The following is a 23,803-nucleotide window of genomic DNA, read 5'->3' as shown; positions in this document are numbered from 1 at the left end:
TCGGCGGAGCCTGGATCGCGTGAGCCAGAGAAGGACAGACCAAGACCATGCCACGGGTTCCGCGACGGAGCTCGAATGGCTACGGGCGATCGCGCGCCAGGACCGCGTCGCTTTCGAGCACCTGTATCGACAGTACCACGGCCTGCTTTCGCGTTTCCTCGCACGCTTCACCTCGCGCCGCGACGTGATCGAGGAAATGGTCAACGAAACGCTGTGGGTGGTCTGGCGCACGGCGGGCAGCTTCCGCGGCGAGTCGAAGGTCCGCACCTGGATCATCGGCATCGCCTACCGCTGCCTCATGAAGCAATTGCGCGACCACCCGGCCGAGCCGACCTACGGCGCCGGCGACCGCGACCAGGAAGCGCTGCACGAAGCAGCGCCGGACGAATCCGAGGCGCGCCAGGCGGAACTGCGCGACTGGCTGCGACACGGCATGGCGCTGCTGCCGGACGAACAGCGCATGACGATCGAGCTCGCGTACTACCTCGGCCAGTCCTGCGAGGAGATCGCGGCGATCATGAACTGCGCGGTCGGCACGGTGAAGGCGCGCATGTTCCACGCACGCGTACGCTTGCGCAACACGCTGCCCGAGCTCGGCGGCGAAGATTCCCCCCCCACCCATTCGGCACAGGCTTGACCATGCAGTCTCCGCAACATCGCCAGACCTGGGATCTGATTCCCTGGCTCGTCAACGGAACCGCGTCGGCGAGCGACCGCGCGCTCGCCGAGACGCACCTGGCCGCGTGCATGGACTGCCGCGACGAATACGCGTTCCAGTTCCGCGTGCATGCGGGACTCGGCGTCGAGGCGGGTGTCGCCGGCGAGGTCCAGCCCGCGTTCGATCGCCTGCTCGAGCGCATCGACGCCGAACAGGCGGCGGAGACCGGCACCCTGCCGGCCGCGCGGCAGCGGCGCCTGTTGCGCGGGCTCGCCGCGGCGGTCGTGGTCCAGGCGATCGGCCTCGCGGCACTCGCGACCTGGTCGATCGAGCGGCATCGCGTCGACGAAGCGCCGGCCTACCGCACGTTGAGCACGCCCGAAGCGATGCCTGCGAATGCGAGCCTGCGCTTCGTGCCCTCGCCCGAACTCAACGTCGGCCAGCTGCAGCGCCTGCTCGGCGAAAACGGCCTGCATGTCGTCGGCACCAACGACAGCGGTACGATCTACACGCTTGCCCCGGTCGTGCCGGGACATTCCGATCCCGACGTCGTCGCGCGCCTGCGCGCTGCAGCGGGCGTGCTGCTGGTGGAACCGATCTCGAACACGAGGTGACCGGACGATGCAGCCGCGCTCCCACTGGACGATCCGACTCGTGCGCGGCGTCGCCGCCCTCGCCTTCGCTGGTTTCGCGTTCGTGGCGCCGCACGTGCGCGCGGTCGAAGGACCGGCCGGGGACGCTGCTGCACGCCTGATCGTCGTCGCGATCGCCGACAAGCCCGATCCCGCACCGTCCGCGGGAGCGACGCCACGCGGTTACTCGGGACTGCCCGACTACGTCGGTGGTGGCGAACGCACGCGCGCGACCGCGCGCGGCATCGCGGACGACTACGCCCTGCGCGAAGTGTCGGCGTGGACGATCGACGCACTGCGCCTGCGCTGCATGCTCTATGAACTTCCCGCGGGCAGCGACCGCGGTGCCGCGCTCGCGCGCATGCGCAGCGACCGGCGCGTGAGCCTCGCCGAACCGCTGCAGGAATTCCACACCTATTCGACGACGCCGGAGGCTTCTCCGGCTGCCGCGAGCGGCCACGAAGCCGCCGGCTACAACGATCCCTACGTTGGCCTGCAGCAAGGTTTCTCGCGCATCGGTGCCGCGGCCGCGCAGCGCTGGGCGAGTGGCGCGCGGATCGAAGTCGCGGTCGTCGACACCGGCGTCGATGCTTCGCATCCCGATCTCGCCGGCCGCGTCGTTGCGCAACGCGATTTCACGACGGCGGTCTCCGCACCCGCGGACCAGGACCGCCACGGCACCGAAGTCGCGGGCGTCATCGCCGCCGTCGCGAACAACGGCGTCGGCATCGTCGGTGTCGCGCCCGGCACGCACATCCGCGCGTTGCGCGCGTGCTGGCCCGTGCAGGCGAACGCCAGCGCCGCGCGCTGCGACACGTTCACGCTCGCGCAGGCGCTCGGCGCGGCGATCTCGTCGGGTGCGCGCGTGATCAACCTCAGCCTGGGCGGTCCGTCCGATCCGTTGCTCGAGCAGCTCGTCGCGAAGGCAGTCGAACGCGGCATCATCGTCGTCGGCGCGGTGCCGCCCGACGCGCGCATGGACGGTTTCCCGGTCGACGTCGACGGCGTCATCGCCGTGCGCAGCAGCGACTCGCCGGCCGCGGCGCGCCCCGCCCTCGCTGCGCCCGGCCGCGACATCCTCACGCTCGAACCCGGCGGCCACTACGATTACGCGTCCGGCAGTTCGCTTGCGACCGCGCACGTGACCGGAGCGGTCGCGCTGCTGCTCGAACTCGATCCGCGCCTCGATGCGAAGGCGCTGTTCGCTCTGCTCGACGGCTCCAGTCGCAGCGTGGATGCATCGATCGACGCGTGCGCGGCGGTGCGCACGCTCACGCGCAAGAGCGAAGGCTGTGATTCGTCGACCACGGGAACGGGACTGGCCCATGCGAAGCACTGATGCGATCCGGCGCCTGCTGGCGCTCGTGCTGGGATGCGCGACGCTGGTGCCGGCGCTGGCGCAGCAGAGCCGCGACGACCTCGCGCGGTCGTTGCCGTCGACGAACCTGACCGGCGGCGACGTGCAGGCCGGCGCGTCGATGATGAACGCCGCGCCGGCGCCGGGTTTCGCCAAGGCGAAGGTCGCCGACAACCCTGGCGCGCCGGACGCGACGGCGGTCGGCGAGCGCACCTGTATCGCCTGCCACCAGCTCGAGAGCGAACACTTCACCCACACGTTCCATGCACTCGGACTGCACGCGGCGAACAAGGCCGATGCGTCGATCCCCGTGTGCGAGACCTGCCACGGCCCCGGATCGGCGCATGCGAAGGACCCGGGTGCGAAGGGTCTCATCATCGGTTACACGAAGGATTCCGGTACGCCGATCGAGACGCAGACGAAGACCTGCCTCACCTGCCATGAAGGCGGCCCGCGCGACCACTGGCTCGGCTCCGTGCACCAGCGCAACGGCCTTTCCTGCAGCGACTGCCACAACCCGATGGCGAAGTTCTCGGCCGAAGGCCTGATGGCGAAGGCCTCGATCAACGACACCTGCGCGCAGTGTCATCGCGACGTACGCCTGCAGTTCAACCGGCGCTCGCACATGCCGCTGCCGGAAGGCCAGATGAGCTGCGACGACTGCCACAACCCGCACGGCTCGATCACCAGCCCGCTGCTGAAGACGAACACGGTCAACGAGACCTGCTACCAGTGCCATGCGGAGAAGCGCGGGCCGTTCCTGTTCGAACACGCGCCGGTACGCGAGAGTTGCCTCAACTGCCACACGCCGCACGGCTCCAACCAGCAGACGCTGCTCGTGACGCCGTTGCCATTCCTCTGCCAGCAATGTCATTCGGGCCTGCGCCATCCGAACGACCTGCACACGCCCGGTTCGCTCGGCAACGGTCAGCACCCGGACGAGCGCGCCATGGGACGCGCCTGCGTGACCTGCCACGCGAACATCCACGGCTCGAACGCGCCGTCGGGTCCGAAGTTCCACGAATGACACCGCGGGAGGATCGATGCGCACACCTCGCCTGCTCCGCCCGCTGCCGCTCGCCGTCGCGATCGCGACGGTCGTCGCCCGCGCGCACGCCGACAGCGGCGTCGGCGTCGACACCTGGCGCGCGAACAAGCTCGACCCGACCGGCGGCGCGACGATCGACGGCTGCGACGAACGCGGCACGAGCTGGCTCGAAGCCGGCGTGCACCGGAGCCCGACCGGCAACCTGTACGCATGTCCGCCGCCGCCGCCGGTGACGGCCGGGCACGGCGAATGGCGCACGTCCGGCGTGCTCAGCATCGGCGCCGTCGCGACCGGTGGCGACGACGGCAACGCCTTGTGGAACCGCTACGTCGACTGGGACGGCGGCATCGTGCTCGCCCTGCTCGCGTTCGACGCCGAACGCGCCGCGGACGGCACCTACGCGAGCGTGCGCGCGAGCCGGGTCAGCGACGACGACGAGTACTATCAGGCGGTGTTCGGTCGCGCCGGCAGCTACAAGGTGCAGGCGTTCCTGCGCGACATGCCGAACCTCGTCACGAACACGGCGAAGCCGATCTGGAACGGCGTCGGTACCGACCATCTGACCCTGCCCGCGGGATACGCGGCCGGCGCGAGTTCGCCCGCCGCGATCGCCGCGCTGTCGGCGGCTACGCCCGAGCGCACGCTCGGCGTCACGCGCGAGAAGCAGGGACTCGGCTTCAGCGTCTACCTCACGCCGCAATGGACCGCGTATGCGAACGCGACCGACGAGCAGCGCCATGGCGCGCGGCCCTTCGGCGGCCCGTTCTTCTTCAATTTCCCGTTCCCCGACAACGGCGGCGTGCTCGAGACGGTCAAGCCGATCGACGACTCGACCGTGAACCTCGAGGGTGGCTTCCGCTACGCGGGCCGCGTCTGGCGCATGGACTTCGGCTACAGCGGGTCGTTCTACCGCGACCGTTACACGCGCTACACCTACGAGACGCCGTTCGCGCTGAGTCCGCTCGTTCCCAATGCGGTGTCGGCGCCGCTGACGACCGGCCAGTTCGCGACCGAGCCCGACAACGACTACCACAACCTCAAGGCCGCGTTCACGCGCAAGCTGCCGATGAACGGCGAGCTGTCGATCACCGCGTCGGGTGGCCGCATGAGCCAGGACGACACGCTGATCCCGCCGGTCGCATGCCAAGGCGTTTTCGGCATCGGCCTCGACGGCAGCCTGCAGACGGGGCCGCAGAATCCGTACCTGTACGACTGCGCGAACTGGAACACGCCGGCCGCGCTGTCGCGCAAGTCCGCCGACATGCGCATCGACACCAGCCTGCTCGACGCGCGCATCGTGCTGCAGCCGGCCACGGACCTCACCGTGCGCGGCGGCCTGCGCTACGAGCGCGAGGACTATCGCAACGTCTACCTCGCCTACAACCCGCTCACCGGGCAGTACGGCTACGTCAGCGAGAACGGCTCGCAAGGCAGCGTCGTGCCGGGCGAGTCGGGCATCTGGGATCCGAGCGATCCTTCGGCGATCACGCGCGTGCGCAGCCTGCCGCTCGACATGCAGACGACCGAAGCGAACATCGGTGCCGACTGGAAACTCGGCGCGCGCGACACGCTCGGCGCGACACTCGCGTTCAGCCGCTACGAGCCGACCCATCGCGAGCGCAGCACGGTCGACGACGGCAGCCTCAAGCTGAGCTGGACGAACCGCGCGCTCGACTGGCTGACGCTGCGCGCGAACGTCACGTTCCTGCACCAGGACGGCGACCGCTACGACTACGATCCGTACGACTTCACCTATTCGATCGACCTGCCCGGCTTCGTCGCGCCACCGACCGGCGTGCCCGCGCACACGGTCGACGCGTTGCGCAAGTACGACGTCTCGAGCCGCAACGAACGCAAGCTCGACTTCATGGCGACGTTCATGCCGCGCGAGGACATGACGGTCAGCGCCTCGCTGCGCGGCGACTGGAGCGACTACGACGCCGAGCTCGGACGCCAGGGCTACGACACGCTCGGCGCGACCGTGCAGTGGGAATGGCAGCCCGCGCCCGGCAGCAACGCGAGCGTCTACTACGCGTACGACCGCTCGAAGCTGCGCATGGCCAACATCAACGAGATCAACGACAGCGGATCGAATCCGAGCATCGGCGGCAACACCTACGTCGACATCGGCCGCTGGTGGGCCGACGACACGCAGCGCAACCACAACGCGGGCGTCGTCTTCGCGCACGCGTTCGGCCGCGTGCGCGTCGACGCGAGCTGGAACTACTTGTATGCGCGCGGCACGACCGACTACCGCTTCGCCTCGCCGCTCGCGCTCGCCTGGGCCGACACCGTGATCGGCGACGGCCCCGGCGGCGGCACGTTCGCGCCGATGACCTACCGCATCGACTCGCTCAGCATCGGCGTGCGCATCCCGCTGCACGAGCGCGTCGCGCTGCGCGTGTTCGACGTCTATGAACGCGGCCGCATCAGCGATTGGCACTACCTCGGCTTCGACGCGACGCATGCGTTCGACCACCGCGTGTACACCGACGGCGGGCCGCAGAGCTACGACGCCAATCTCGTCGGCCTGCTGCTCGACGTGCGCCTGTGACGGGAACCGCCATGACCGCGATCGAACGCCTGCGCCGTTTCCTCTTCGCGACCGCCCTCGCCGGCATCCCGCTCGCGCACGCGGGCAACGGCCCCGTCGACCTGCGCGCGATCGACGCCGTGCACGGTGACGCCGCCGCGGGCAAGGCGAAGGCCAGCGTCTGCAGCGCGTGCCACGGGCCGCTCGGTATCGCGATCGTGCCGACGTTCCCGAACCTCGCAGGCCAGAAGGCCGAATACCTCTACTGGCGCCTCGTCATGTTCAAGCGGGCCGGCAAGCCCGAATCGCCGATGACGGCGCAGGCGGCGAACCTCGACGACGCCTCGATGCGCGACCTCGCCGCCTATTTCGCGAGCCTGCCGCCGGCGGCAGGCACCGCGGGCACCGGCACGATGCCCGGCGCGGCGATCTACCGCGACGGCGATCCTGCGGCCGGCGTACCGCCGTGCCAGGGCTGCCATGGTGCGGACGCGCGCGGCCGCGCCGGTGCCGATGGTGATCCGCGCTTGCGCGTCTATCCGATGCTGCGCGGCCAGCATGCGGCCTATATCGCGCAGCGGATCAAGGATCTGGCGGCCGACGCCTCGCCGTTCACGAGCACGAGCCATGTGATGGCGCCGATCGCGCGCACGCTCGATGCCGCGAGCGTCGATGCCATCGCGCATTGGCTCGAGGCAGGCGCGCCGTAGCCGAACGAACCCGAGCCGCCGGCGGGCGCCGGCGGCGAACGACGCGATCCCGGGACGGGACGCGCTGATACGAGCCCCGGAACAGGGCACGCTCGCAACCCGAAGGAGTACGAAACCATGCGCAAGTCCACCTCCCTGCTCACCGCGATCCTCCTCGCCGCCGCCGGCCCCGCCTGCGCGATCGACCACACGATCCACGTCGGCGGCGCCGGCCTCGTGTTCACGCCGTCGAACATCGAGGCGCTCGTCGGCGACACCGTCACCTTCGTCAACGACGGCGGTTTCCACAACGTCGCGTCCGATGCGGGCGCGCCGCTCGCGTTCCGCTGCGCCAACGGGTGCGACGGCAATGGCGGCAACGGCGACATCAGCAACGCCGCGTGGAGCGCGACGATCACGATCAGCCAGGCCGCGGCGCACGGCTCGATCGGCTTCCACTGCGAAGCACACCAGGCCTCCGGCATGGTCGGTTCGATCAGCGTGACCAACCCGGTCGACCTGCAGTCGTTCTCGATCGACTGAGGCCCTGGTTTCCCCCGGATCGCCCCATCCGGCGGCGATCCAGGTGGTCCGGTCGCCTCGGCCGGGGCCGCTGGCCCCCGGCGTGGCCGTGTTCCTCACCCCCGTTTCGCCCCCCGCTTCCAATGCCGCGGAAATTCCTTTAGAATTCCACGCTTTCCGCGTTCAGAAACCGTTGCGAGGCGTTTCCATGAAAGTGCTGTCGTCCCTCAAGTCCGCCAAGACGCGCCATCGCGACTGCAAGGTCGTGCGTCGTCGTGGCAAAGTGTTCGTGATCTGCAAGAGCAACCCGCGTTTCAAGGCGCGTCAGCGCTGAGCGGGGCACAGCTCCCGGATTCGTGAAAAGGGCCGCTCTGCGGCCCTTTTTCTTTGGCGCGCCGCGTGCCCCGCTCGCACATCTGTCGGCGCAGTCATGGAACCGCCAGCAGGCTTCTGCTAAAAAGGCGGCTGCTGGTATGGATCAGTGGCAGTTCCTCCTTTCCCGACAAGGATTTGAGCCATGTTTGTAAAGCTTGTTCTCGCAACGGCGACCAGCCTCGCGGCGGCAGTCCTGATCGCCCCGGCCGCACATGCCGACACGCTCGACACGAAGGCCACGAAACGCCACCACCACCGGGGCACGTCCAGCGAAGGCGCCAACCTGCCCGCGCGCGGGATGACGATGGCCCAGGTCGAACAGCGCTTCGGCGCACCGGCGGAGAAGCTCGCGCCCGCGGGCGGCGACACGGCGCGCCACCCGACGATCAACCGCTGGCGCTACAACGGCTACACGGTCTATTTCGAACGCAATCGCGTGCTGCACAACGTCGTCGACGAGGCGCCGCCGGCGCCGAAGTCCTGATCGATGGCGTCGAGCTTGCGCCTGCCTGCCGAGTGGGAACCGCAGGCAGGGGTGATCATCGCCTGGCCGCATGCGGACACCGACTGGGGCCCGCGCCTCGCGCGCATCGAGCGTGCCTATGTCGGCCTCGCCGCGGCGATCGCGCGCTTCGAACCGCTGGTGGTCTGCGTCGCCGACACGGCGGTGCGCTCGCGCGCGACCGCGCTGCTCGCCGAGGCGGGCGTCGCGAACGAGCGCCTGCGCTTCGTCGAAATCGCCTACGACGACACCTGGCTGCGTGATTCCGGACCACTCACCCTCGCTGCCGCGGGGCGCTTCCAACTGCTCGACTTCCGTTTCACCGGCTGGGGCGGCAAGTACGAAGGCGGTCGCGACGATCGCCTCGTCGAGACGCTGCACGCGCGCGGCTTGTTCGGCGACGCGTCGCACCGGCGCATCGACTGGGCGCTCGAAGGCGGCGCGATCGAAGTCGACGGCAAGGGTAGCCTGCTGACGACCTGGCGTTGCCTGCACCAGCGCCATCCGCACATGGATCGCGCCGAGATGGACGCGCTGCTGCGCGACGCGTTCGCGGTCGAGCGCGTGCTCTGGCTCGAACACGGTTATCTCGAGGGCGACGACACCGACGCGCACATCGACACGCTCGCGCGCTATGCGCCCGGCGACGCGATCGTGCTGCAGACCTGCGACGACCCGGCCGATCCGCACCATGCCGAACTCGCGCGCATGCGCGAGGAAATCGCCGCGCTGCGCACCCTGGACGGTCGCCCCTATCGCCTGCACGAACTGCCGTGGGCGCGCGCGATCGTCGACGGCGGCCGCCGCCTCGCGGCCTCCTACGCGAACTACCTGGTCGTCGACGGCGGCGTCGTCATGCCCGCCTACGGCGATCCGTCCGATGCGGCCGCCGCGCGCGTGATCGCGGCGGCGCACCCGGGGCGTGACGTTGTCGCGGTCGATGCGCGTGAACTGATCTGGCAGAACGGCAGCGTGCACTGCCTCACGATGCAGCTGCCGGCCGGCGCGCTCGCCGCCTGAGCCTTCAGGCGTTGGCCTGGTCCGGCGAAATCGGCGCGACGAGCTCGAGCCGGTAGGTGCCGCGCCCGGCCTGCTTCGCTTCGTAGAGCATCGCGTCGGCGCGCGCGACGAGCTGCGCCGGGGCGAGCGGGCATGCCTGGCATGCAGCGACGCCGATGCTCGCGCCGATCGCGAGGGTCAGGCCCTCGCTGCGCAGGTCGAACGGGCGCGACATCGCCATCACGAGCTTGGTCGCGATCGTGCGCACGCGCTTGACGTCCGGAATGCCCTCCATGACGACGATGAACTCGTCGCCACCGAGGCGGGCGACCGCGTCGGAGGCGCGCACGTTCTCGCCGAGCCGCGTCGCGAACGCGCGGATCAGCGCGTCGCCGACCGCATGGCCGTGCGTGTCGTTGACCTGCTTGAAGCGGTCGACGTCGAGGTAGAACACCGACAGCAGCCATTCCTTCTCGCGCGAGCGCGCGATCGCCGCGTCGAGGCGCTCGTAGAACGCGGCGCGATTCATCAGGCCGGTGAGCGGATCGATGCGCGCGAGGTGGATCAGGCGCCGCTCCTCGCGCTTCTTCGAGGTGATGTCCTGCACCATCGCGTGCACGCCGATCACGCTGCCGTCCTTCTCCGCCGTTTCCGGGATGAACGTGATCTCGACGCACTGGTACTCGTCGCCGTCGCCTTCCTCGTCCTCGAACGTCACGCGCTCGCCGGCGAGCGCGCGCCCGAGGTACGGTTCGCGCCGCGCGTAGCGTGCTTCGCCGAGCACGCTGCGCACGTCCTCGCCGACGATCGTCTCGGCGTTCGCCGCGTAGGCGCGGCGGAACGCCTGGTTGGCGAACACGAAGCGCAGCTGCGCGTCGACGTAGGCGATCTTCACCGGCAAGGTGTCGGCGACCGTGCGCAGGCGCTGTTCGCTGAGCTGCAGCGCCTGCTCGACCGCACGCATCGCCGTGATGTCCTGCGCATAGCCCATCACGTAGGCCGAACCGTCGGCGTCGGTATAGAGCCGGTTGCGGTACTGCCAGACGAGCTCGGCGCCGTCGCGGTTCTGCACGCGCAGGAGGCCGGCGTCCTCGCCCGCCCGCGCGATGCGCTGCTGGTACTGGTCGATGAGGAAGCGCAGATGCGGAGGCGCGAGGTCGCGCAGCGACGTGCCGAGCAACTCGGCGACGCTGCGACCGAGCGCGCTCGCCGCGGCCGGGTTGATCGAGAGCAAGGTGCCGTCGAGCTCGTGGATCCAGATGAAACCCGTACTGTGTTCGAAGAAGTCGCGGAAGCGCCGCTCGCTCGCTTCGAGTGCGCGCATCGCACGCCGCTCCGCGGTGACGTCGCGCGCGCGCAGCAGCAACACCTCGCGTCCCGACAGCACGGTGCGCTCGGCGAACGATTCCACTTCGATTTCGCGCCCGTCCTTGGTGCGGTGGCGGCCGACCGTGGTGCGCCCTGGCGGAGGAAGGTCGGGACCGACCGCGGCGCCACGTGGTCGCAGGTCCGGCACGCTCAACTCGGCGAACTCGGCTTCGGTGTAGCCGTAGGTCTCCAGCGCCGCGCGGTTCGCGCTGAGGAAACGCAGCGTGTTCGGATCGCACACCCACACCGGATGAGCGTCGAGGTCGAATACGGTGCGCAGGCCGAGGCTCTGCGTGCGTTGCTCGCGTTCGCGCTGCAGGCCCTGCACGGCGAGGCGCAGCGCGTACTGCAGCACGAGCGGCTGCAGCCCCGGCAGCGCGAGGGCGTCGTTGGCGCCACGGGCGACCGCGAGTTCGCACAGCGTCCGGTCCTGCCGCCCGACCAGGGCGAGCAACGCGACGTCCGTGGCGCGCGCGCGCAGCTTCGCGACCGATTCGAGCTGGCGTCCGCCGGCGACGTAGAGCATGACCGCGTCGAACGCCTTGTGCACGAGGCGCGCGACCGCCTCGTGCGTTCCCGGGCAACTCGTGATCACGACCGCGGCGTCGGCGAGCAGCGCGCGCAGGCCCGCCTCGTCGGCGCTGCCGACGACGACGAGGACCTCGAGTGCGGCATTCGCCTTGCCTGTTCCGGTCATGCCGCCTTCCTACACTGACGCGGCCTCTTCCACAACTGGCGCCCCGCCCCCATGGTCGTTCCCCCGTCCACGATCCGCGCTAACATCCCCGGTTTGGATTCCCGCTCCGACACCATGCCCACGAAAACCCTGAAAGTCGCCCTGCTGCAGGAGACCGACCGCGGCAGCAGCGAGGCGAACCTCGACGCGATCGAGGCCGGCCTGCGCGAAGCCGCCGCGGCGGGCGCCCGGCTCGTGCTGCTGCAGGAGCTGCACAACGGGCCGTACTTCTGCCAGCACGAACACGTCGGCGAGTTCGACCGCGCCGAATCCATCCCCGGCCCGAGCACCGAGCGCATCGGCCGGCTGGCCGAGGAACTCGGCCTCGTCGTCGTCGCCTCGCTGTTCGAGCGCCGTGCCGCCGGCCTCTACCACAACACGGCGGTCGTGTTCGACCGTTCGCGCGCGATCGCCGGCAAGTACCGCAAGATGCACGTCCCGGACGACCCTGCATTCTACGAGAAGTTCTACTTCACGCCGGGCGATCTCGGGTTCGAACCGGTATCGACTTCGGTCGGCCGGCTCGGCGTGCTCGTCTGCTGGGACCAGTGGTATCCCGAAGGCGCGCGCCTGATGGCGCTCGCCGGCGCCGACCTCCTGCTCTACCCGACCGCGATCGGCTGGGATCCGGGCGACGCACAGGACGAGAAGGACCGCCAGCGCGACGCGTGGATCACCGTGCAGCGCGGCCACGCGGTCGCCAACGGTCTGCCCCTGCTCGCCTGCAATCGCACCGGTTTCGAGCCTGCGCCGGACGGCGCGCGCGGCATCCAGTTCTGGGGTTCGAGTTTCGTCGCCGGGCCGCAGGGCGAATTCCTCGCGCGCGCGAAGACCGACGGCCGCGAGCTGCTGTTCGCCGACGTCGACCTCGGCCGAAGCGAGGACGTACGGCGCATCTGGCCGTTCCTGCGCGACCGGCGCATCGACGCCTACGCCGACCTGACACGGCGGTACCGCGATTGAACGCCGACGCCGCGCCGCACGAACCGATGAACACGCCTCCCGCGCCGACCGATGCGCTCGCCGGACAACCGATCGCCCGCGTGCGGCGCGGCGAGGTCGAATACGTGCTGCTCGGCACCGCGCACGTGTCGCGCGTGAGCGCCGACGCGGTCCGCGCGATCCTGCAGCGCGAGGCGTTCGACGCGGTCGCGGTGGAGCTGTGCGAACCGCGCTACCAGTCGATCCGCGACGCGGAGGCGTTCCGTCGCCTCGACCTGTTCCAGGTGATCCGCCAGGGCAAGGTCGGCCTCGTCGCCGCGAACCTCGCGCTGTCGGCGTTCCAGCGCCGCCTCGCCGAACAGTTCGGCATCGAGCCGGGGGCGGAGATGAAGGCGGCGATCGACGGCGCCGACGAGCGCGGGCTGCCGGTCTGGCTGGTCGATCGCGAGATCGGCGTCACGCTCAAGCGCGCCTACCACAGCGTCGGCTTCCTCGATCGCCTGTCGATCGTCGGCGGACTCGGTGCGAGCGTGCTGACGCGCGAGGACGTCAGCGAGGACGAGATCGAGAAACTCAAGCGCGGCGACCTGCTCGGCAGCATGTTCAGCGAGTTCGCGCGCGAATCGCCGCCGCTCTACGACGCGCTGATCGGCGAGCGCGACCGCTACATGACCGCGCGCCTGCGCGAACAGGCCGCAGCGGGCGAAGCGCGCCGCGTGCTCGTCGTCATCGGCGCAGGCCACCTCGCCGGCATCCAGCGCGAGCTGTCGAACCAGAACGAGATGCCGCGCCCGCTGGTCGAGAAGCTGTCGCAGGTGCCGCCGGCGTCGCGCTGGCCGAAGTGGCTCGCGTTCGGCGTGTTCCTCGTCATCGCCGGTGCGATCGGCTTCGCGTTCACGCGCGGCACGCGCGCCGGCGCCGACGCGCTGCTCGCGTGGACGCTGTTCACCGGCGGTGGCGCCGCGCTCGGCGCGATCATCGCCGCGGCGCATCCGCTCAGCGTGATCGCGGCGTTCATCGCCGCGCCGCTGAAGCCGTTCCGGCCCGGCGTGCCCGCGTCGGCGTTCAGCGCCGGCGTCGAGGCGTGGCTGCGCAAGCCGCGCGTCGCCGACTTCGACAGCCTGCGCGACGACGTCGCTCACTGGACCGGCTGGTGGAAGAACCGCATCGCGCGCACGCTGCTCAACTTCATGTTCGTCACGCTCGGCACCATCGTCGGCGAGTACGTCGCCGGTTTCCATATCATCAAGAACCTCCTGTGACCCTCGCTCGATGAAATTGCCCGCTTTCCTCAGCAAGCCGCGCTGGCAGTCGAAGGACGCCGCGCAGCGGCGCAGCGCGATCGCGCACGACAACGACGCCGAACTCGTCGCCAACCTCGGCCGCCTCGCGCGCGAGGACGCCGATCCCGGCGTGCGCATCGCCGCCGCGAAGCGGCTCGCCGATCCCGGCATCGCGCAGACGCTGTCGCGCCACGACGCCGATGCCGGCGTGCGCGAACAGGCGCGTGCGCTTTGGCTCGACCTGCTCTCCGGCACGCACGCCTCGGCGCCGCCCCTGGCGGAACGCCTGCGCCTGCTGAAGGCGCAGGAGGACGCGGAACTCGCCGAGCGCATCGCCTGCCACGCGCCGGAGCCCGAACTCCGGCGTGCCGCGCTCGAGCAGGTCGTGCGTCCGGCGCTGCTGTTCGAGCGCGCGCTCGCCGACCGCGATGCCGCGATCCGCCTCGCCCTCGTCGACCGCCTCGCCGACGAAGCGATGCTCGACCGCCTCGCCGAACGCGCGCGCAAGTCCGACAAGCAGGTCAGCCGCCGCGCGCGCGAGCGCATCGAAGCGCTGCGCATGGGTCGCGGCGACGACGCCACGCTCGAACAGCGCGCACGCCAGCTGTGCGAGCGCATGGAGCAGCTGTTGCGCGTGCCCGACCACGCCGATACCGAGCGCGAGCTGGTCGAGCAGTGGGCCGCGGTCGACTCGGCCGCGACGCCGATGCTGCGCCAGCGTTTCCAGACCGCGCGCACGCTGCTCGCGACGAGCCGCGAACCGGTCGCGCCACGCATGGCCGTCGTCGCGGTCGCGGAGGAAGCCGCCGCCGCGGTCACGCCGTCGACGACGGATGTACGGACGCCTGAATCGGAAAACACGCTTGCCGCGACCGACGCCGATGCCGATGCGGTGGTCGCGCCGCTGATCGCACAGGCGCGTTTCGCCGCTTCGCTCGACGAAGCGCAGGCAGCGCGTCGCCAGCAAGCCGAACACCAGCGCGCGCTGCTCGGCGAACTCGAGGCGACGCTGCGCGAATGCGCGGCGGCGCTCGAGTCGGGCCACAGTGCGGCTGGGCATGCGGCCAAGGCGCGCAGCGAGGAATTGCGCCGTCGCATCGACGCGCCACTGCCGAAGGCGCTGACGGCGCTACTCGCCGACGTCGACGCGCGCTACGCCGAACTCAGCCGCTGGCAGCGCTGGGCCGACAACCAGCACCGCCAGCAGTTGTGCGAGGACATCGAAGCCCTGCCCGGCAGCGGCCTGCATCCGGACGCGGTCGCCAACAAGGTGCGCGAAGCGCAGCTCGCATGGAGTCGGCTCGATGCACTCGAAGGCGGCAGTGCGCGCGCCGGCGATCTCAACCGGCGCTTCCACGCGGGTTGCCGCGCCGCGCTCGCGCCCGCGCAAGGGTATTTCAAGAAGCGCCACGAACTGCGCCAGTCGCAGGCGGCAGGGATCCGCGACCTGCTCGGCCGCCATGCCGCGCTCGCCGCGGACAGCGAGGACTGGACCGCGATCGCGAACCTGCGCCGGGAGACCGTCGAAGCGCTGCGTGGGCTCGACCGCGTCGAGCCGCGCGAGCGCAAGGCGCTCGCGCAATCGCTGAAGACCGGATTGACGGCGCTCGATGCTCGCATCGAGCGCCGCGACGCCGACGTCGAACGCGCGAAAGCCGCGCTGATCGCCGAAGCGGAAGCGCTCGCCGAGGCGCTACCGCGTGGCGCCGTCGCTGCCGCGCGCGAACTGCAGCAACGTTGGCAGCGCGCCGGCAACGGCCGTCGCACGCGCGACCAGGCACAGTGGACCACCTTCCGCGCGGCGATCGACCGCGTGTTCGGCAAGCTCGATGCGGAGCGTGCCGAACGCAGCGCGCGCGACGTCGAGTCGCGGCAACAGGCCGAAGCGATCTGCGCCGAGCTCGAGGCGCTCGCCGCCGGCGACGCCCCGCCCGAGCGCGGTGCGGTCGGCCGCCTGCAGACGGCCTGGGACGCGCTGCGGTTGCGCGACGACGCGCTCGCGCGTCGCTACGCCGACGCGCAGGAGCGCCTGCGCGACATCGCGCGGCGACAGGATCGCGCGCGGCGACATGCGCGCTACCACGCCTGGCTCGAGCGCTATCGCGTGTGCCGCGCACTCGAAACGGCAACGACGACGGTCGACGCCGCGCGCGAGCGCTGGCTGGCGATGCCGTCGGACGACGCCGCTGCTGCCGGACTCCAGGCGCGCTTCGACGCAGCGCAGGCGGGTACGCCGGCGCAGGCCGCGGCTGACCTCGGCGATGCGCAGCGCGATGTCCTCGTCGAGCTCGAACTGCTCGCCGGCATCGACTCGCCGGCCGACGACCGCGAACGGCGCCGCAGCCTGCAGATCGGACGCCTGTCCGCGCGCATGAGCGGCGGCGCGGCGATCGGCCCGGCTGAAGAACTCGCCGCGCTGCTGCAGCGCTGGAGCGAGCTCGGCGCGCCGTGCGATGCCGGTCTCGATGCGCGCCTAGAGCGAGCGCTCGCGGCCGCGGTGGACACGTTGCCTTGAGGCCTCCACGCATGCTGCGCTGCGTGAACAACGACGGCCCCGCGCGTGCTAGATAGCGGGCTGGAACAGCGCGCGGATTCCTTTCGATGATCCACCCGACCGAAGCGGACGCGAATGCGGATGCGGCACGCAGCGCCGACGCGCGCTACACGCTCGCGGATATTCCGCCGAACGTGCTCGTCCATCTCACCGAGCTCGCGAAAGCGCGTGGCATCGCCAGCGAGCGCTGGTTCGCCGGACTCGGTCTCGGCGTCGCGCAACTGACCGATCCCGCGTTGCGCGTGTCGTACCGCCAGGCGAGCACGGTGATCCGGCGCGCGCTCAAGGCACTCGACGAGCCCGCGCTCGGGCTTCACGTCGGCTGCAACGAATCGGTCGGCAGCTTCGGCCTGCTCGGCCTCGCGATGATGACCTCGCGCACGTTCGGCGACGCGATGCGCGTCGGCATCGAGCACCACCGCGTGTGTGGAAGCCTGCTCGACGTCACGTTCGAGGCGATCGACGAGCGCGAAGTCGCGCTGGCCGCCTGGCCGCGCTTCCGCGAACCGGATCTGCTGCCGTTCCTGTGCGAGGAACTGTTCGCGAGTTCGTTCGCGGTCGCGCGCGGACTGGTCGGCCCGTCGTTCGCGGTGCAGCGGCTCGAACTCACCTATGCCGCGCCGACCTACCACGACGACTACGTGGCGTTCTTCGGTTGCGAGCTGCGCTTCGGCGCCGACCACAACCGCGCGGTCATCGACACGCGCTGGCTGTCGCATCCGCTCGCGAGCCACAACCCGCTGACCGCGACGCAGGCGCTGCTCCTGTGCCGGCAGCAGCTCGCGAACGCGGGTGCGCACGGCGACGAGCTCGTGACGTCGGTCGAACACCTGCTGCGCAACCGGCTGCGCGAACATCCGCGCCTGCCCGACGTCGCGCGCACGCTCAACCTCAGCGAACGCTCGCTGCGCCGCCGCCTCGCCGACCGCGGCTGCGTGTTCCGCGAGATCCACGACCGCGTGCGCGCCGAGCGTGCGCTCGACCTGCTGCAGCGGGGTCCGCTCAGTGTCGCCGAGATCGGCAGCGAGCTCGGTTTCAGTGATCCGCGCGAATTCCGTCGTGCGTTCAAGCGCTGGACCGGGATGCCGCCGCAGGCCGCCCGCCACGCGGTCGCGTAGGCGCGGAGCCCGGTTGGCCGATCCGCCCCCCATTGGCGGAAATTCCCCCCCTCCCCGATCGCGGCGAGTTCATCGAGAGTGCGGCAATACGCCACGGCACGGTCGAGTCGCCGCGGCACCTCCGGGGGATCCAATGGGAACCGATGCCATGCGCCTGTCCTGTCTCACGATCGTGCTCGCCGCCGCCCTCGCCGGTTGCGGTGAATCCGCCCCGCCGCCGGCGCAGAGCAGCGCCGACGCTTCGTTCCAGAGCAACCTGCAGCAACAGCTGCTCGATGCGAAATCCGGCAGCGTGATCGAGATCCCGGCCGGGCACTACACGCTCAACCGCGGCCTCACCCTGCGCAGCAACGGCGTGACGATCCGCGGTGCCGGCATGGACAAGACCGTGCTGTCGTTCAAGGGCCAGGTGGTCGGTCCCGAGGGACTGCTCGTCAACGCGAGCGACTTCACGATCGAGAACCTCGCGCTCGAGGACACCAAGGGCGACGCGCTCAAGATCAACGAAGGCTCGAACATCACGATCCGCGGCGTGCGCGTCGAATGGACCGGCGGCCCGAAGACGACCAACGGCGCCTACGGCCTCTATCCGGTCAAGACGAGCAACGTGCTGATCGAGGATTCGGTGGTGATCGGCGCGTCCGACGCCGGCATCTACGTCGGCCAGTCGAAGACGATCGTCGTGCGGCGCAACCGCGCCGAGCGCAACGTCGCCGGCATCGAGATCGAGAACTCGGTCGACGCCGACGTCTACGAGAACACGGCGACGGAGAACACGGGCGGCATCCTCGTGTTCAACATGCCGAACCTGTCGCAGGCCGGGCGCAACGCGCGCGTGTTCAAGAACAAGGTGCACGACAACAACACGGGCAACTTCGCCGCGAAGGGAGCGGCGGTCGCGAGCGTGCCGGCCGGTTCGGGCGTCATCGTCAATTCGAACGACCGCGTCGAGATCTTCGACAACGACATCGCCGACCACCGCACCGCGAACGTGATCGTGTCGAGCTACTTCTCGACCAACTACTACAACAAGACCGGCGTCGACCCGAACTACAACCCGTACCCGAAGGGCATCTTCATCTACGACAACCGCTTCAAGGGCGGCGGCGATTCGCCGGACGGCATGGACCTGAAGATCCTCAAGAGCGCGGTCTACGGCGTGACCGGCCATTTCCCCGACATCGTCTGGGACGGCTATGTCGACACCAAGTCGCTCGTCGACGGCCTGCCGCCGGCGACGGACCGCATCTGCGTGCAGAACGGCGACGTCGGCGTGCTCAACGCGGACGGTCCGGGCAGCTACAAGAACCCGAGCACCGACACCAAGCCGTACCAGTGCACGCTCGACAAGCTGCCGCCGGTCGTGCTCGCGGGCAAGGCGTGATGCCGACGTCGTCGATCGTGCGTGCGCTGTCGGTCGCGGCCGCCTTGCTCGCGCTCGGCGCGTGCCGTCACGCGCCGCCGCCGGTCACCTTCCACGCCGACGGGCGTCCGCCGCTGCTCAGCGACTGGCACGTGCTCGACGTCGCCGGCAAGCGCCTCGTTCCGAACGACGGCGTCGTGCCCTACGACCTCAACACGCCGCTGTTCACCGACTACGCGCACAAGCTTCGTACGATCTGGATGCCGAAGGGTGTGTCGGCCAGCTATTCGGCGACCGACACGTTCGACTTCCCGGTCGGCACGATCATCAGCAAGACCTTCTATTACCCGCTGCCCGAGCATGCCTCGCGCTCGCCGGCGGCGGTCGCGCGCACTTACGACGTCGCGCACGATTACGGCCCGTCCGGCATCGACCTCGACCACGTGCGCCTCGTCGAGACGCGCCTGCTCGTGCGCCGTGCGGACGGCTGGGCCGCGTTCCCCTACGTGTGGAACGCGGCGCAAACCGACGCCGTGCTCGCGCGCACCGGCGACGTGATCCCGCTCCAGCTCGTCGCCGCCGACGGCGCGCGCGACGCGTTCAACTACGTCGTGCCCGACGAGAGTCAGTGCGCGAGCTGCCACGCGCGCGACTGGGTCACGCGCGCGATCGCGCCGATCGGGCCGAAGGCGCGTCATCTCAATCGCGACTTCCGCTACGCCGACGGCGAGCGCAATCAGCTCGCCGAACTCGCGCGCATCGGCTACCTCGCCGGCACCCCCGCTGCCGCGGACGCGCCGCGCAACGCCGTGTGGAACGACGCGAGGGAACCGCTCGACGCGCGCGCGCGCGCCTATCTCGACATCAATTGCGGCCACTGCCACAACGCGAAGGGCGCGGCGAACACGACCGCCCTGACGCTCGACATCGCGACGCCGGAAGATCGCCATCTCGGCATCTGCAAGCCGCCGGTCGCGGCTGGCCGCGGCACCGGTGACCATTTCTTCGACATCGTGCCCGGCAAGCCGGGCGACTCGATCCTGCCGTTCCGCATGGAGTCGGCCGAGCCGGGCGTGATGATGCCCGAGCTCGGCCGGAGCACGGTGCACCGCGAAGGACTCGAACTGATCCGCGCCTGGATCGCTGCGCAACAGGGGAGTTGCAGCGGCACGGGTTGACCGAAGAACTCGACGGGCGAGAGCCCGCATACAGAAAGGGGAACGAGATGATCATCCGCAAACGCGCACTCGCGCTATGCCTCGGCCGTGCGCTGTCGGGCGTCGCCACGCTCGCCGCGAGCAACGCCGTCCTTGCTGCCGACGATGCGCAGGACCCCGCCGCGGAAGCGAAGCCGTCCGACGAGACCTCGCGCCTCGACGTGATCACGGTCACCGCGCAGAGCCGCGCGCAGGAAATGCAGGAGGTGCCGATCCCGCTGCAGATCGTCACCGCGAAGCAGATCGACACGCTCGCGGCGACCGACCTCAGCCGCATGAGCCTGTTCGTGCCCGGTCTGGTCGTCAGCGGTGAGCAGCCGACCCAGCCGAACTACCAGATCCGCGGGATCTCGACCGACGACTTCGGCGTCGGCACCGAATCGGCGGTCGGCGTCTACATCGACGGCGTCTACGCGGCACGCTCGGGCGGCGCGCTGCTCGCGTTCAACGACGTCAAGCGCATCGAGGTACTCAAGGGCCCGCAAGGCACCCTGTTCGGCCGCAACGCCGCCGCCGGCGCGATCTCGATCATCACGAACGAACCGTCGAACACGTTCGAGGACCGCGCACGCGTGCGCGTCGGCAACTACGGGCGCAAGTACGTCGACGGCCTGCTCAACCTGCCCGTGCGCGACGACATGGCGTTCCGCTTCAGCGTCGTCGACAACCAGAGCGAAGGCTGGATCCGCGACGCCGCGAACGCGACGCGCTACGGCGGCGACGACGACTGGGGCACGCGCGCGGCCTGGCGCTGGAGCGCGACCGACGACACGCGCGTGCTGCTGTCGTGGGACCACGAGAAGTTGAACCAGCTGCCGAAGGCCGCGATCGGCCTGGTCCCGCTCGCCAACGACACGTACCAGCGCCCGCCGTTCCCGCCCGACCCGTCGACGTTCCTCGATCCGCTGCACGCGCCGCTCTACAACGACACCGTCGATCCGCGCGAATCGCGCCGCTTCGACGGCGTGACCTTGTCGATCGACCACCAGTTGGGCTGGGCGAGCTTCACCTCGACGACCGCGTGGCGTGATTTCGACACGCTCAACCGCGGCGACTACGACGGCACCAACCACATCGTGAGCTATCTCTCGACCGCGAACATCGAGTCGAACAGCAGCTGGTACCAAGAGTTCAAGTTCGCCGGCAACACCGCGCTGATGGACTGGGTCGCGGGCGCGAGCTACTACAACGAGCACGCGCGCCAGACGAGCCAGACCGACATCTTCACCGACGGCATCGACACGCTCGCGCTGAACCTCTCGCCCGCGCCGACGCCGGACGGCACCCTCTACAACTACCTGAGCCAGGTGCTCGCGCTGAACGGCTTTCCGAACACGCTGCTCGGCGAACCGTGGCGCGAGCAGATCTCCAACAACGGCCGCTTCAAGGCGTTCGCCGCCTACGGCGACGTGATCTGGCACCTCGGCTCGAACTGGAACCTCACGACGGGCGTGCGCTTCACGCGCGACGAGAAGACGTTCTCGTGGTTCAACGCGCCGCGCCAGGCGCCCGGGCTCGACGCGACGCTCGCCCAGCTGCAGGCGGCGGGCATCCTCGACCTCATCGGCATCCCGATCGAGACGTTCCAGCAGAACCTCGTGTTCACCGACGCGGTCGGCGTACCGGTCTCGTTCAAGGACAGCTGGAACGACACCAGTCCGCGCGTCGTGCTCGACTACCGCTTCACGCCCGACGTGATGGCGTACGTTTCGGCGACGAAGGGCTACAAGGCGGGCGGCTACAACAGCGTGCAGGTCGCCTCGCGCTTCGAGCCCGAGAAGGTCTGGAACTACGAGGCGGGCGTGAAGAGCACGTTCCCCGAATACGGCCTGCTGCTCAACGCGTCGATCTACCACTACGACTACGACAACCGCCAGTCGCTCACGCTCGACCCGAACACCGCCGGTTCCGGCGTGCCCCGCTACCTCGTGAGCAGCAGCAACCAGAAGGCCGACGGCCTCGAGGTCGAGGCGCAGTGGGCGCCGACCGACGACCTGCGCCTCAACTTCACGAGCGCGTACATCAATTCGACCTACGGCCACGCGATCGCGCCTTCCGGCGTCGATCTTGGCGGCGAGCCGACCGGCGAACCGCGCTGGTCGATGTCGGCCGGTTTCGCCTACACCTGGCATGCGATCCTCGGCGGCAACGTCGAGTTCGACCTCGCACACGCCTGGCGCGGCAAGTCGCGCTGCAACGCCGATTCCGTGCTGCAGGGTACCTGCCAGATCAGCCCGAACTTCAGCGTCGGCAGCGCGCAGCAGCGCACCGATGCGCGCATCGGCTGGACCTCCGACAATTCGCGCTTCGGTGTGGCATTCTTCGTCAACAACCTGTTCGACAAGCGCTACGTGACCGGCGTCAGCAACATTTCGGCGACCGTCTTCGGTACGCCGTACGCGTTGATCACGCCGCCGCGCATGTGGGGCATCGAAGCACTCGTGAGATTCTGAGCCGATGACGGACGGCGGACCCTTCCTGCGCGACCAGTACACCCGCCTGCGCGACGCGCAGGCGCGCAGCGGCGCGCCCGACCTCGCCACGCGCAAGCGCCGCCTGCGCGCGCTCGAGGCGCTGATCCGCGATCATCGCGCACAGATCGCCGAAGCGATCGCGGCCGATTTCGGCCGCCGCCCGGTCGAGGAAACCGACCTGCTCGAGGTGTTCCCGAGCCTGTCCGGCATCCGCCATGCGCTCTCGCACCTGCGCCGCTGGATGCGCCCGCGGCGGCGCTGGGCGGGTTTCTGGTTCCTGCCGGCGCGCACGGAACTGCGCCCGCAGCCGCTCGGCGTGGTCGGCATCATCGTGCCGTGGAACTATCCGCTCTATCTCGCCGCCGGGCCGCTCACCGACGCGCTCGCCGCAGGCAACCGCGTCATGCTCAAGACGAGCGAGCTCACGCCCGCGTTCGCGACGTTGCTCTCGGAACTCGTCGCGCGCCATTTCCTGCCGGACGAGGTCGTCGTCGTCAACGGCGATGTCGACGTCGCGCGCGCGTTCTCGGCGCTGCCGTTCGACCACCTGCTCTTCACCGGCTCGACCGCGGTCGGCCACGAGGTCATGCGCGCGGCGGCGGCGAACCTCGTGCCGGTCACGCTCGAACTCGGCGGCAAGTCACCCGCGATCGTCGGCCCGAACGCGCGCATGCCGCACGCGATCGAACGCATCGTACTCGGCAAGCTGCTCAACGCCGGCCAGACCTGCATCGCGCCCGACTACGTGCTGCTGCCGCGCGCGCGCGTGCAGGAGTTCATCGACGGCGCGCGTGCGGCGGTCGGGCGCCTCTATCCGCAGCTCGCCGCGAATGCGCAGTACACCAGCATCGCGAGCGAACGCCATCACGCGCGGTTGTGCGAACTGCGCGACGCCGCGGTCGAACAGGGCGCGGTCGTGCACGAGCTCGCCGAGGTGCCGGCGAATGCCCGCGTCATCGCGCCGACGCTGCTCACCGGCGTCGACGATCGCATGGGTGTCATGCAACAGGAGATCTTCGGGCCGCTGCTGCCGCTCGTCCCGTACGACTCGATCGACGACGCGATCGCCTACGTCAACGCGCATCCGCATCCGCTCGCGCTGTACGTATTCGACGATCGTCGCGCGGTAGTCGAGCGCGTGCTCGACGCGACGCTCGCGGGCGGTGTCAGCGTCAACGATACGATCCTGCACATCGCCCAGCATCACCTGCCGTTCGGCGGCGTCGGTGCGTCCGGCATGGGCGCGTACCACGGCGAGGACGGTTTCCGTACGTTCTCGCGCATGAAGCCGGTGTTCCGCCAGGCGCGCTGGAACCTCGTCGGCCTGCTCAACCCGCCCTACCGGACGACGTTTCGCCGCATGCTGCGCATGCTGCTCGGCGGCTAGCGGCGTCGCGGAGCACCTCTTGTGGGAGCGGCGGAAGCGGCGATGC

At 69.9% G+C, this 23,803-nt stretch carries 19 protein-coding genes; 18 read left to right on the top strand and 1 reads right to left on the bottom strand.

All coding sequences use genetic code 11. The features are described 5' to 3' along the window. The first annotated feature begins 19 nt into the window (after nucleotides 1-19). The 10 genes from FHW12_RS02040 to FHW12_RS01995 all read left to right on the top strand — a co-directional run bounded on the left by FHW12_RS02040 (nucleotide 20) and on the right by FHW12_RS01995 (nucleotide 9,336). Nucleotides 20-637, top strand: coding sequence for a sigma-70 family RNA polymerase sigma factor (locus FHW12_RS02040; RefSeq protein ID WP_310735113.1), 618 nt, complete (start codon nucleotides 20-22; stop codon nucleotides 635-637). A 2-nt stretch (nucleotides 638-639) separates the two neighbouring features. Beyond that, complete coding sequence (locus tag FHW12_RS02035) at nucleotides 640-1,272, top strand: zf-HC2 domain-containing protein (protein WP_182529320.1); 633 nt, start codon at nucleotides 640-642, stop codon at nucleotides 1,270-1,272. A gap of 7 nt (nucleotides 1,273-1,279) precedes the next feature. Further along, nucleotides 1,280-2,629: a S8 family peptidase gene (locus FHW12_RS02030; RefSeq protein ID WP_182529319.1), complete on the top strand. Its 1,350-nt coding sequence runs from the start codon at nucleotides 1,280-1,282 to the stop codon at nucleotides 2,627-2,629. Next, nucleotides 2,616-3,674, top strand: coding sequence for a DmsE family decaheme c-type cytochrome (locus tag FHW12_RS02025; protein WP_182529318.1), 1,059 nt, complete (start codon nucleotides 2,616-2,618; stop codon nucleotides 3,672-3,674). Before FHW12_RS02030 ends, FHW12_RS02025 begins: the two co-directional genes overlap by 14 nt. Before the next feature lie 16 nt (nucleotides 3,675-3,690). Continuing rightward, on the top strand, nucleotides 3,691-6,249 hold the full coding sequence (locus FHW12_RS02020; RefSeq protein ID WP_182529317.1) for an MtrB/PioB family outer membrane beta-barrel protein: 2,559 nt from the start codon (nucleotides 3,691-3,693) through the stop codon (nucleotides 6,247-6,249). Between the two features lie 11 nt (nucleotides 6,250-6,260). Further along, nucleotides 6,261-6,938, top strand: coding sequence for a c-type cytochrome (locus FHW12_RS02015; RefSeq protein WP_182529316.1), 678 nt, complete (start codon nucleotides 6,261-6,263; stop codon nucleotides 6,936-6,938). 117 nt (nucleotides 6,939-7,055) lie between these two features. After that, nucleotides 7,056-7,460, top strand: a complete 405-nt coding sequence (locus FHW12_RS02010) for a cupredoxin domain-containing protein (protein ID WP_182529315.1) — start codon at nucleotides 7,056-7,058, stop codon at nucleotides 7,458-7,460. Nucleotides 7,461-7,647: 187 nt separating this feature from the next. After that, nucleotides 7,648-7,773 (top strand): type B 50S ribosomal protein L36, encoded by a 126-nt coding sequence (ykgO, locus tag FHW12_RS02005; RefSeq protein WP_005913193.1) that lies wholly within the window; start codon nucleotides 7,648-7,650, stop codon nucleotides 7,771-7,773. 183 nt (nucleotides 7,774-7,956) lie between these two features. After that, nucleotides 7,957-8,298 (top strand): hypothetical protein, encoded by a 342-nt coding sequence (locus FHW12_RS02000; RefSeq protein ID WP_182529314.1) that lies wholly within the window; start codon nucleotides 7,957-7,959, stop codon nucleotides 8,296-8,298. A gap of 3 nt (nucleotides 8,299-8,301) precedes the next feature. Then, nucleotides 8,302-9,336 carry an agmatine deiminase family protein gene (locus FHW12_RS01995; RefSeq protein WP_182529313.1) on the top strand — a complete coding sequence of 345 codons (1,035 nt, stop codon included), beginning with the start codon at nucleotides 8,302-8,304 and terminating at the stop codon, nucleotides 9,334-9,336. Between the two features lie 4 nt (nucleotides 9,337-9,340). Here FHW12_RS01995 and FHW12_RS01990 read toward each other — a convergent pair whose 3' ends face one another. After that, nucleotides 9,341-11,380 carry a sensor domain-containing protein gene (locus tag FHW12_RS01990; protein WP_182529312.1) on the bottom strand — a complete coding sequence of 680 codons (2,040 nt, stop codon included), beginning with the start codon at nucleotides 11,378-11,380 and terminating at the stop codon, nucleotides 9,341-9,343. 114 nt (nucleotides 11,381-11,494) lie between these two features. On the opposite strand from FHW12_RS01990, the gene FHW12_RS01985 reads away from it, so the two are divergent. From FHW12_RS01985 to FHW12_RS01950, 8 genes are all read left to right on the top strand, one after another. Continuing rightward, nucleotides 11,495-12,382 (top strand): carbon-nitrogen hydrolase, encoded by an 888-nt coding sequence (locus FHW12_RS01985; RefSeq protein ID WP_182529311.1) that lies wholly within the window; start codon nucleotides 11,495-11,497, stop codon nucleotides 12,380-12,382. A 26-nt stretch (nucleotides 12,383-12,408) separates the two neighbouring features. Continuing rightward, nucleotides 12,409-13,623, top strand: coding sequence for a TraB/GumN family protein (locus tag FHW12_RS01980; RefSeq protein WP_182529310.1), 1,215 nt, complete (start codon nucleotides 12,409-12,411; stop codon nucleotides 13,621-13,623). Between the two features lie 10 nt (nucleotides 13,624-13,633). Further along, on the top strand, nucleotides 13,634-16,159 hold the full coding sequence (locus FHW12_RS01975; protein ID WP_182529309.1) for a DUF349 domain-containing protein: 2,526 nt from the start codon (nucleotides 13,634-13,636) through the stop codon (nucleotides 16,157-16,159). A gap of 86 nt (nucleotides 16,160-16,245) precedes the next feature. Then, nucleotides 16,246-17,316 (top strand): AraC family transcriptional regulator, encoded by a 1,071-nt coding sequence (locus FHW12_RS01970; protein WP_182529308.1) that lies wholly within the window; start codon nucleotides 16,246-16,248, stop codon nucleotides 17,314-17,316. A gap of 148 nt (nucleotides 17,317-17,464) precedes the next feature. Then, complete coding sequence (locus tag FHW12_RS01965) at nucleotides 17,465-18,700, top strand: parallel beta-helix domain-containing protein (RefSeq protein ID WP_182529307.1); 1,236 nt, start codon at nucleotides 17,465-17,467, stop codon at nucleotides 18,698-18,700. Further along, a complete protein-coding gene (locus tag FHW12_RS01960; RefSeq protein ID WP_182529306.1) occupies nucleotides 18,700-19,857 on the top strand; it encodes an SO2930 family diheme c-type cytochrome in 1,158 nt (385 codons plus the stop codon). The genes FHW12_RS01965 and FHW12_RS01960 overlap by 1 nt, the downstream gene beginning before the upstream one ends. Before the next feature lie 47 nt (nucleotides 19,858-19,904). Further along, nucleotides 19,905-22,349 (top strand): TonB-dependent receptor, encoded by a 2,445-nt coding sequence (locus tag FHW12_RS01955; RefSeq protein WP_182529305.1) that lies wholly within the window; start codon nucleotides 19,905-19,907, stop codon nucleotides 22,347-22,349. A 4-nt stretch (nucleotides 22,350-22,353) separates the two neighbouring features. Then, nucleotides 22,354-23,757 (top strand): coniferyl aldehyde dehydrogenase, encoded by a 1,404-nt coding sequence (locus FHW12_RS01950; RefSeq protein WP_182529304.1) that lies wholly within the window; start codon nucleotides 22,354-22,356, stop codon nucleotides 23,755-23,757. Nucleotides 23,758-23,803 lie beyond the last annotated feature (46 nt).

The organism is Dokdonella fugitiva (assembly GCF_014138265.1).
GTDB lineage: Bacteria > Pseudomonadota > Gammaproteobacteria > Xanthomonadales > Rhodanobacteraceae > Dokdonella_A > Dokdonella_A fugitiva_A.
The sequence above is the reverse complement of the archived record's forward strand: the minus strand, read 5'-3'. Positions and strand labels throughout refer to the sequence as shown.

What these genes read in the sequence shown, in the direction of transcription:
- FHW12_RS02030 (WP_182529319.1), top strand. Translation starts at nt 1,280, where the DNA reads ATGCAGCCGCGCTCCCACTGGACGATCCGACTCGTGCGCGGCGTCGCC.
- FHW12_RS01990 (WP_182529312.1), bottom strand. Translation starts at nt 11,380, where the DNA reads ATGACCGGAACAGGCAAGGCGAATGCCGCACTCGAGGTCCTCGTCGTC.
- FHW12_RS01995 (WP_182529313.1), top strand. Translation starts at nt 8,302, where the DNA reads ATGGCGTCGAGCTTGCGCCTGCCTGCCGAGTGGGAACCGCAGGCAGGG.
- FHW12_RS01970 (WP_182529308.1), top strand. Translation starts at nt 16,246, where the DNA reads ATGATCCACCCGACCGAAGCGGACGCGAATGCGGATGCGGCACGCAGC.
- FHW12_RS02010 (WP_182529315.1), top strand. Translation starts at nt 7,056, where the DNA reads ATGCGCAAGTCCACCTCCCTGCTCACCGCGATCCTCCTCGCCGCCGCC.
- FHW12_RS01965 (WP_182529307.1), top strand. Translation starts at nt 17,465, where the DNA reads ATGCGCCTGTCCTGTCTCACGATCGTGCTCGCCGCCGCCCTCGCCGGT.
- FHW12_RS01960 (WP_182529306.1), top strand. Translation starts at nt 18,700, where the DNA reads ATGCCGACGTCGTCGATCGTGCGTGCGCTGTCGGTCGCGGCCGCCTTG.
- FHW12_RS01950 (WP_182529304.1), top strand. Translation starts at nt 22,354, where the DNA reads ATGACGGACGGCGGACCCTTCCTGCGCGACCAGTACACCCGCCTGCGC.
- FHW12_RS01985 (WP_182529311.1), top strand. Translation starts at nt 11,495, where the DNA reads ATGCCCACGAAAACCCTGAAAGTCGCCCTGCTGCAGGAGACCGACCGC.
- FHW12_RS01975 (WP_182529309.1), top strand. Translation starts at nt 13,634, where the DNA reads ATGAAATTGCCCGCTTTCCTCAGCAAGCCGCGCTGGCAGTCGAAGGAC.
- FHW12_RS01980 (WP_182529310.1), top strand. Translation starts at nt 12,409, where the DNA reads ATGAACACGCCTCCCGCGCCGACCGATGCGCTCGCCGGACAACCGATC.
- FHW12_RS02015 (WP_182529316.1), top strand. Translation starts at nt 6,261, where the DNA reads ATGACCGCGATCGAACGCCTGCGCCGTTTCCTCTTCGCGACCGCCCTC.
- FHW12_RS02025 (WP_182529318.1), top strand. Translation starts at nt 2,616, where the DNA reads ATGCGAAGCACTGATGCGATCCGGCGCCTGCTGGCGCTCGTGCTGGGA.
- FHW12_RS02000 (WP_182529314.1), top strand. Translation starts at nt 7,957, where the DNA reads ATGTTTGTAAAGCTTGTTCTCGCAACGGCGACCAGCCTCGCGGCGGCA.
- ykgO (WP_005913193.1), top strand. Translation starts at nt 7,648, where the DNA reads ATGAAAGTGCTGTCGTCCCTCAAGTCCGCCAAGACGCGCCATCGCGAC.
- FHW12_RS02035 (WP_182529320.1), top strand. Translation starts at nt 640, where the DNA reads ATGCAGTCTCCGCAACATCGCCAGACCTGGGATCTGATTCCCTGGCTC.
- FHW12_RS02020 (WP_182529317.1), top strand. Translation starts at nt 3,691, where the DNA reads ATGCGCACACCTCGCCTGCTCCGCCCGCTGCCGCTCGCCGTCGCGATC.
- FHW12_RS01955 (WP_182529305.1), top strand. Translation starts at nt 19,905, where the DNA reads ATGATCATCCGCAAACGCGCACTCGCGCTATGCCTCGGCCGTGCGCTG.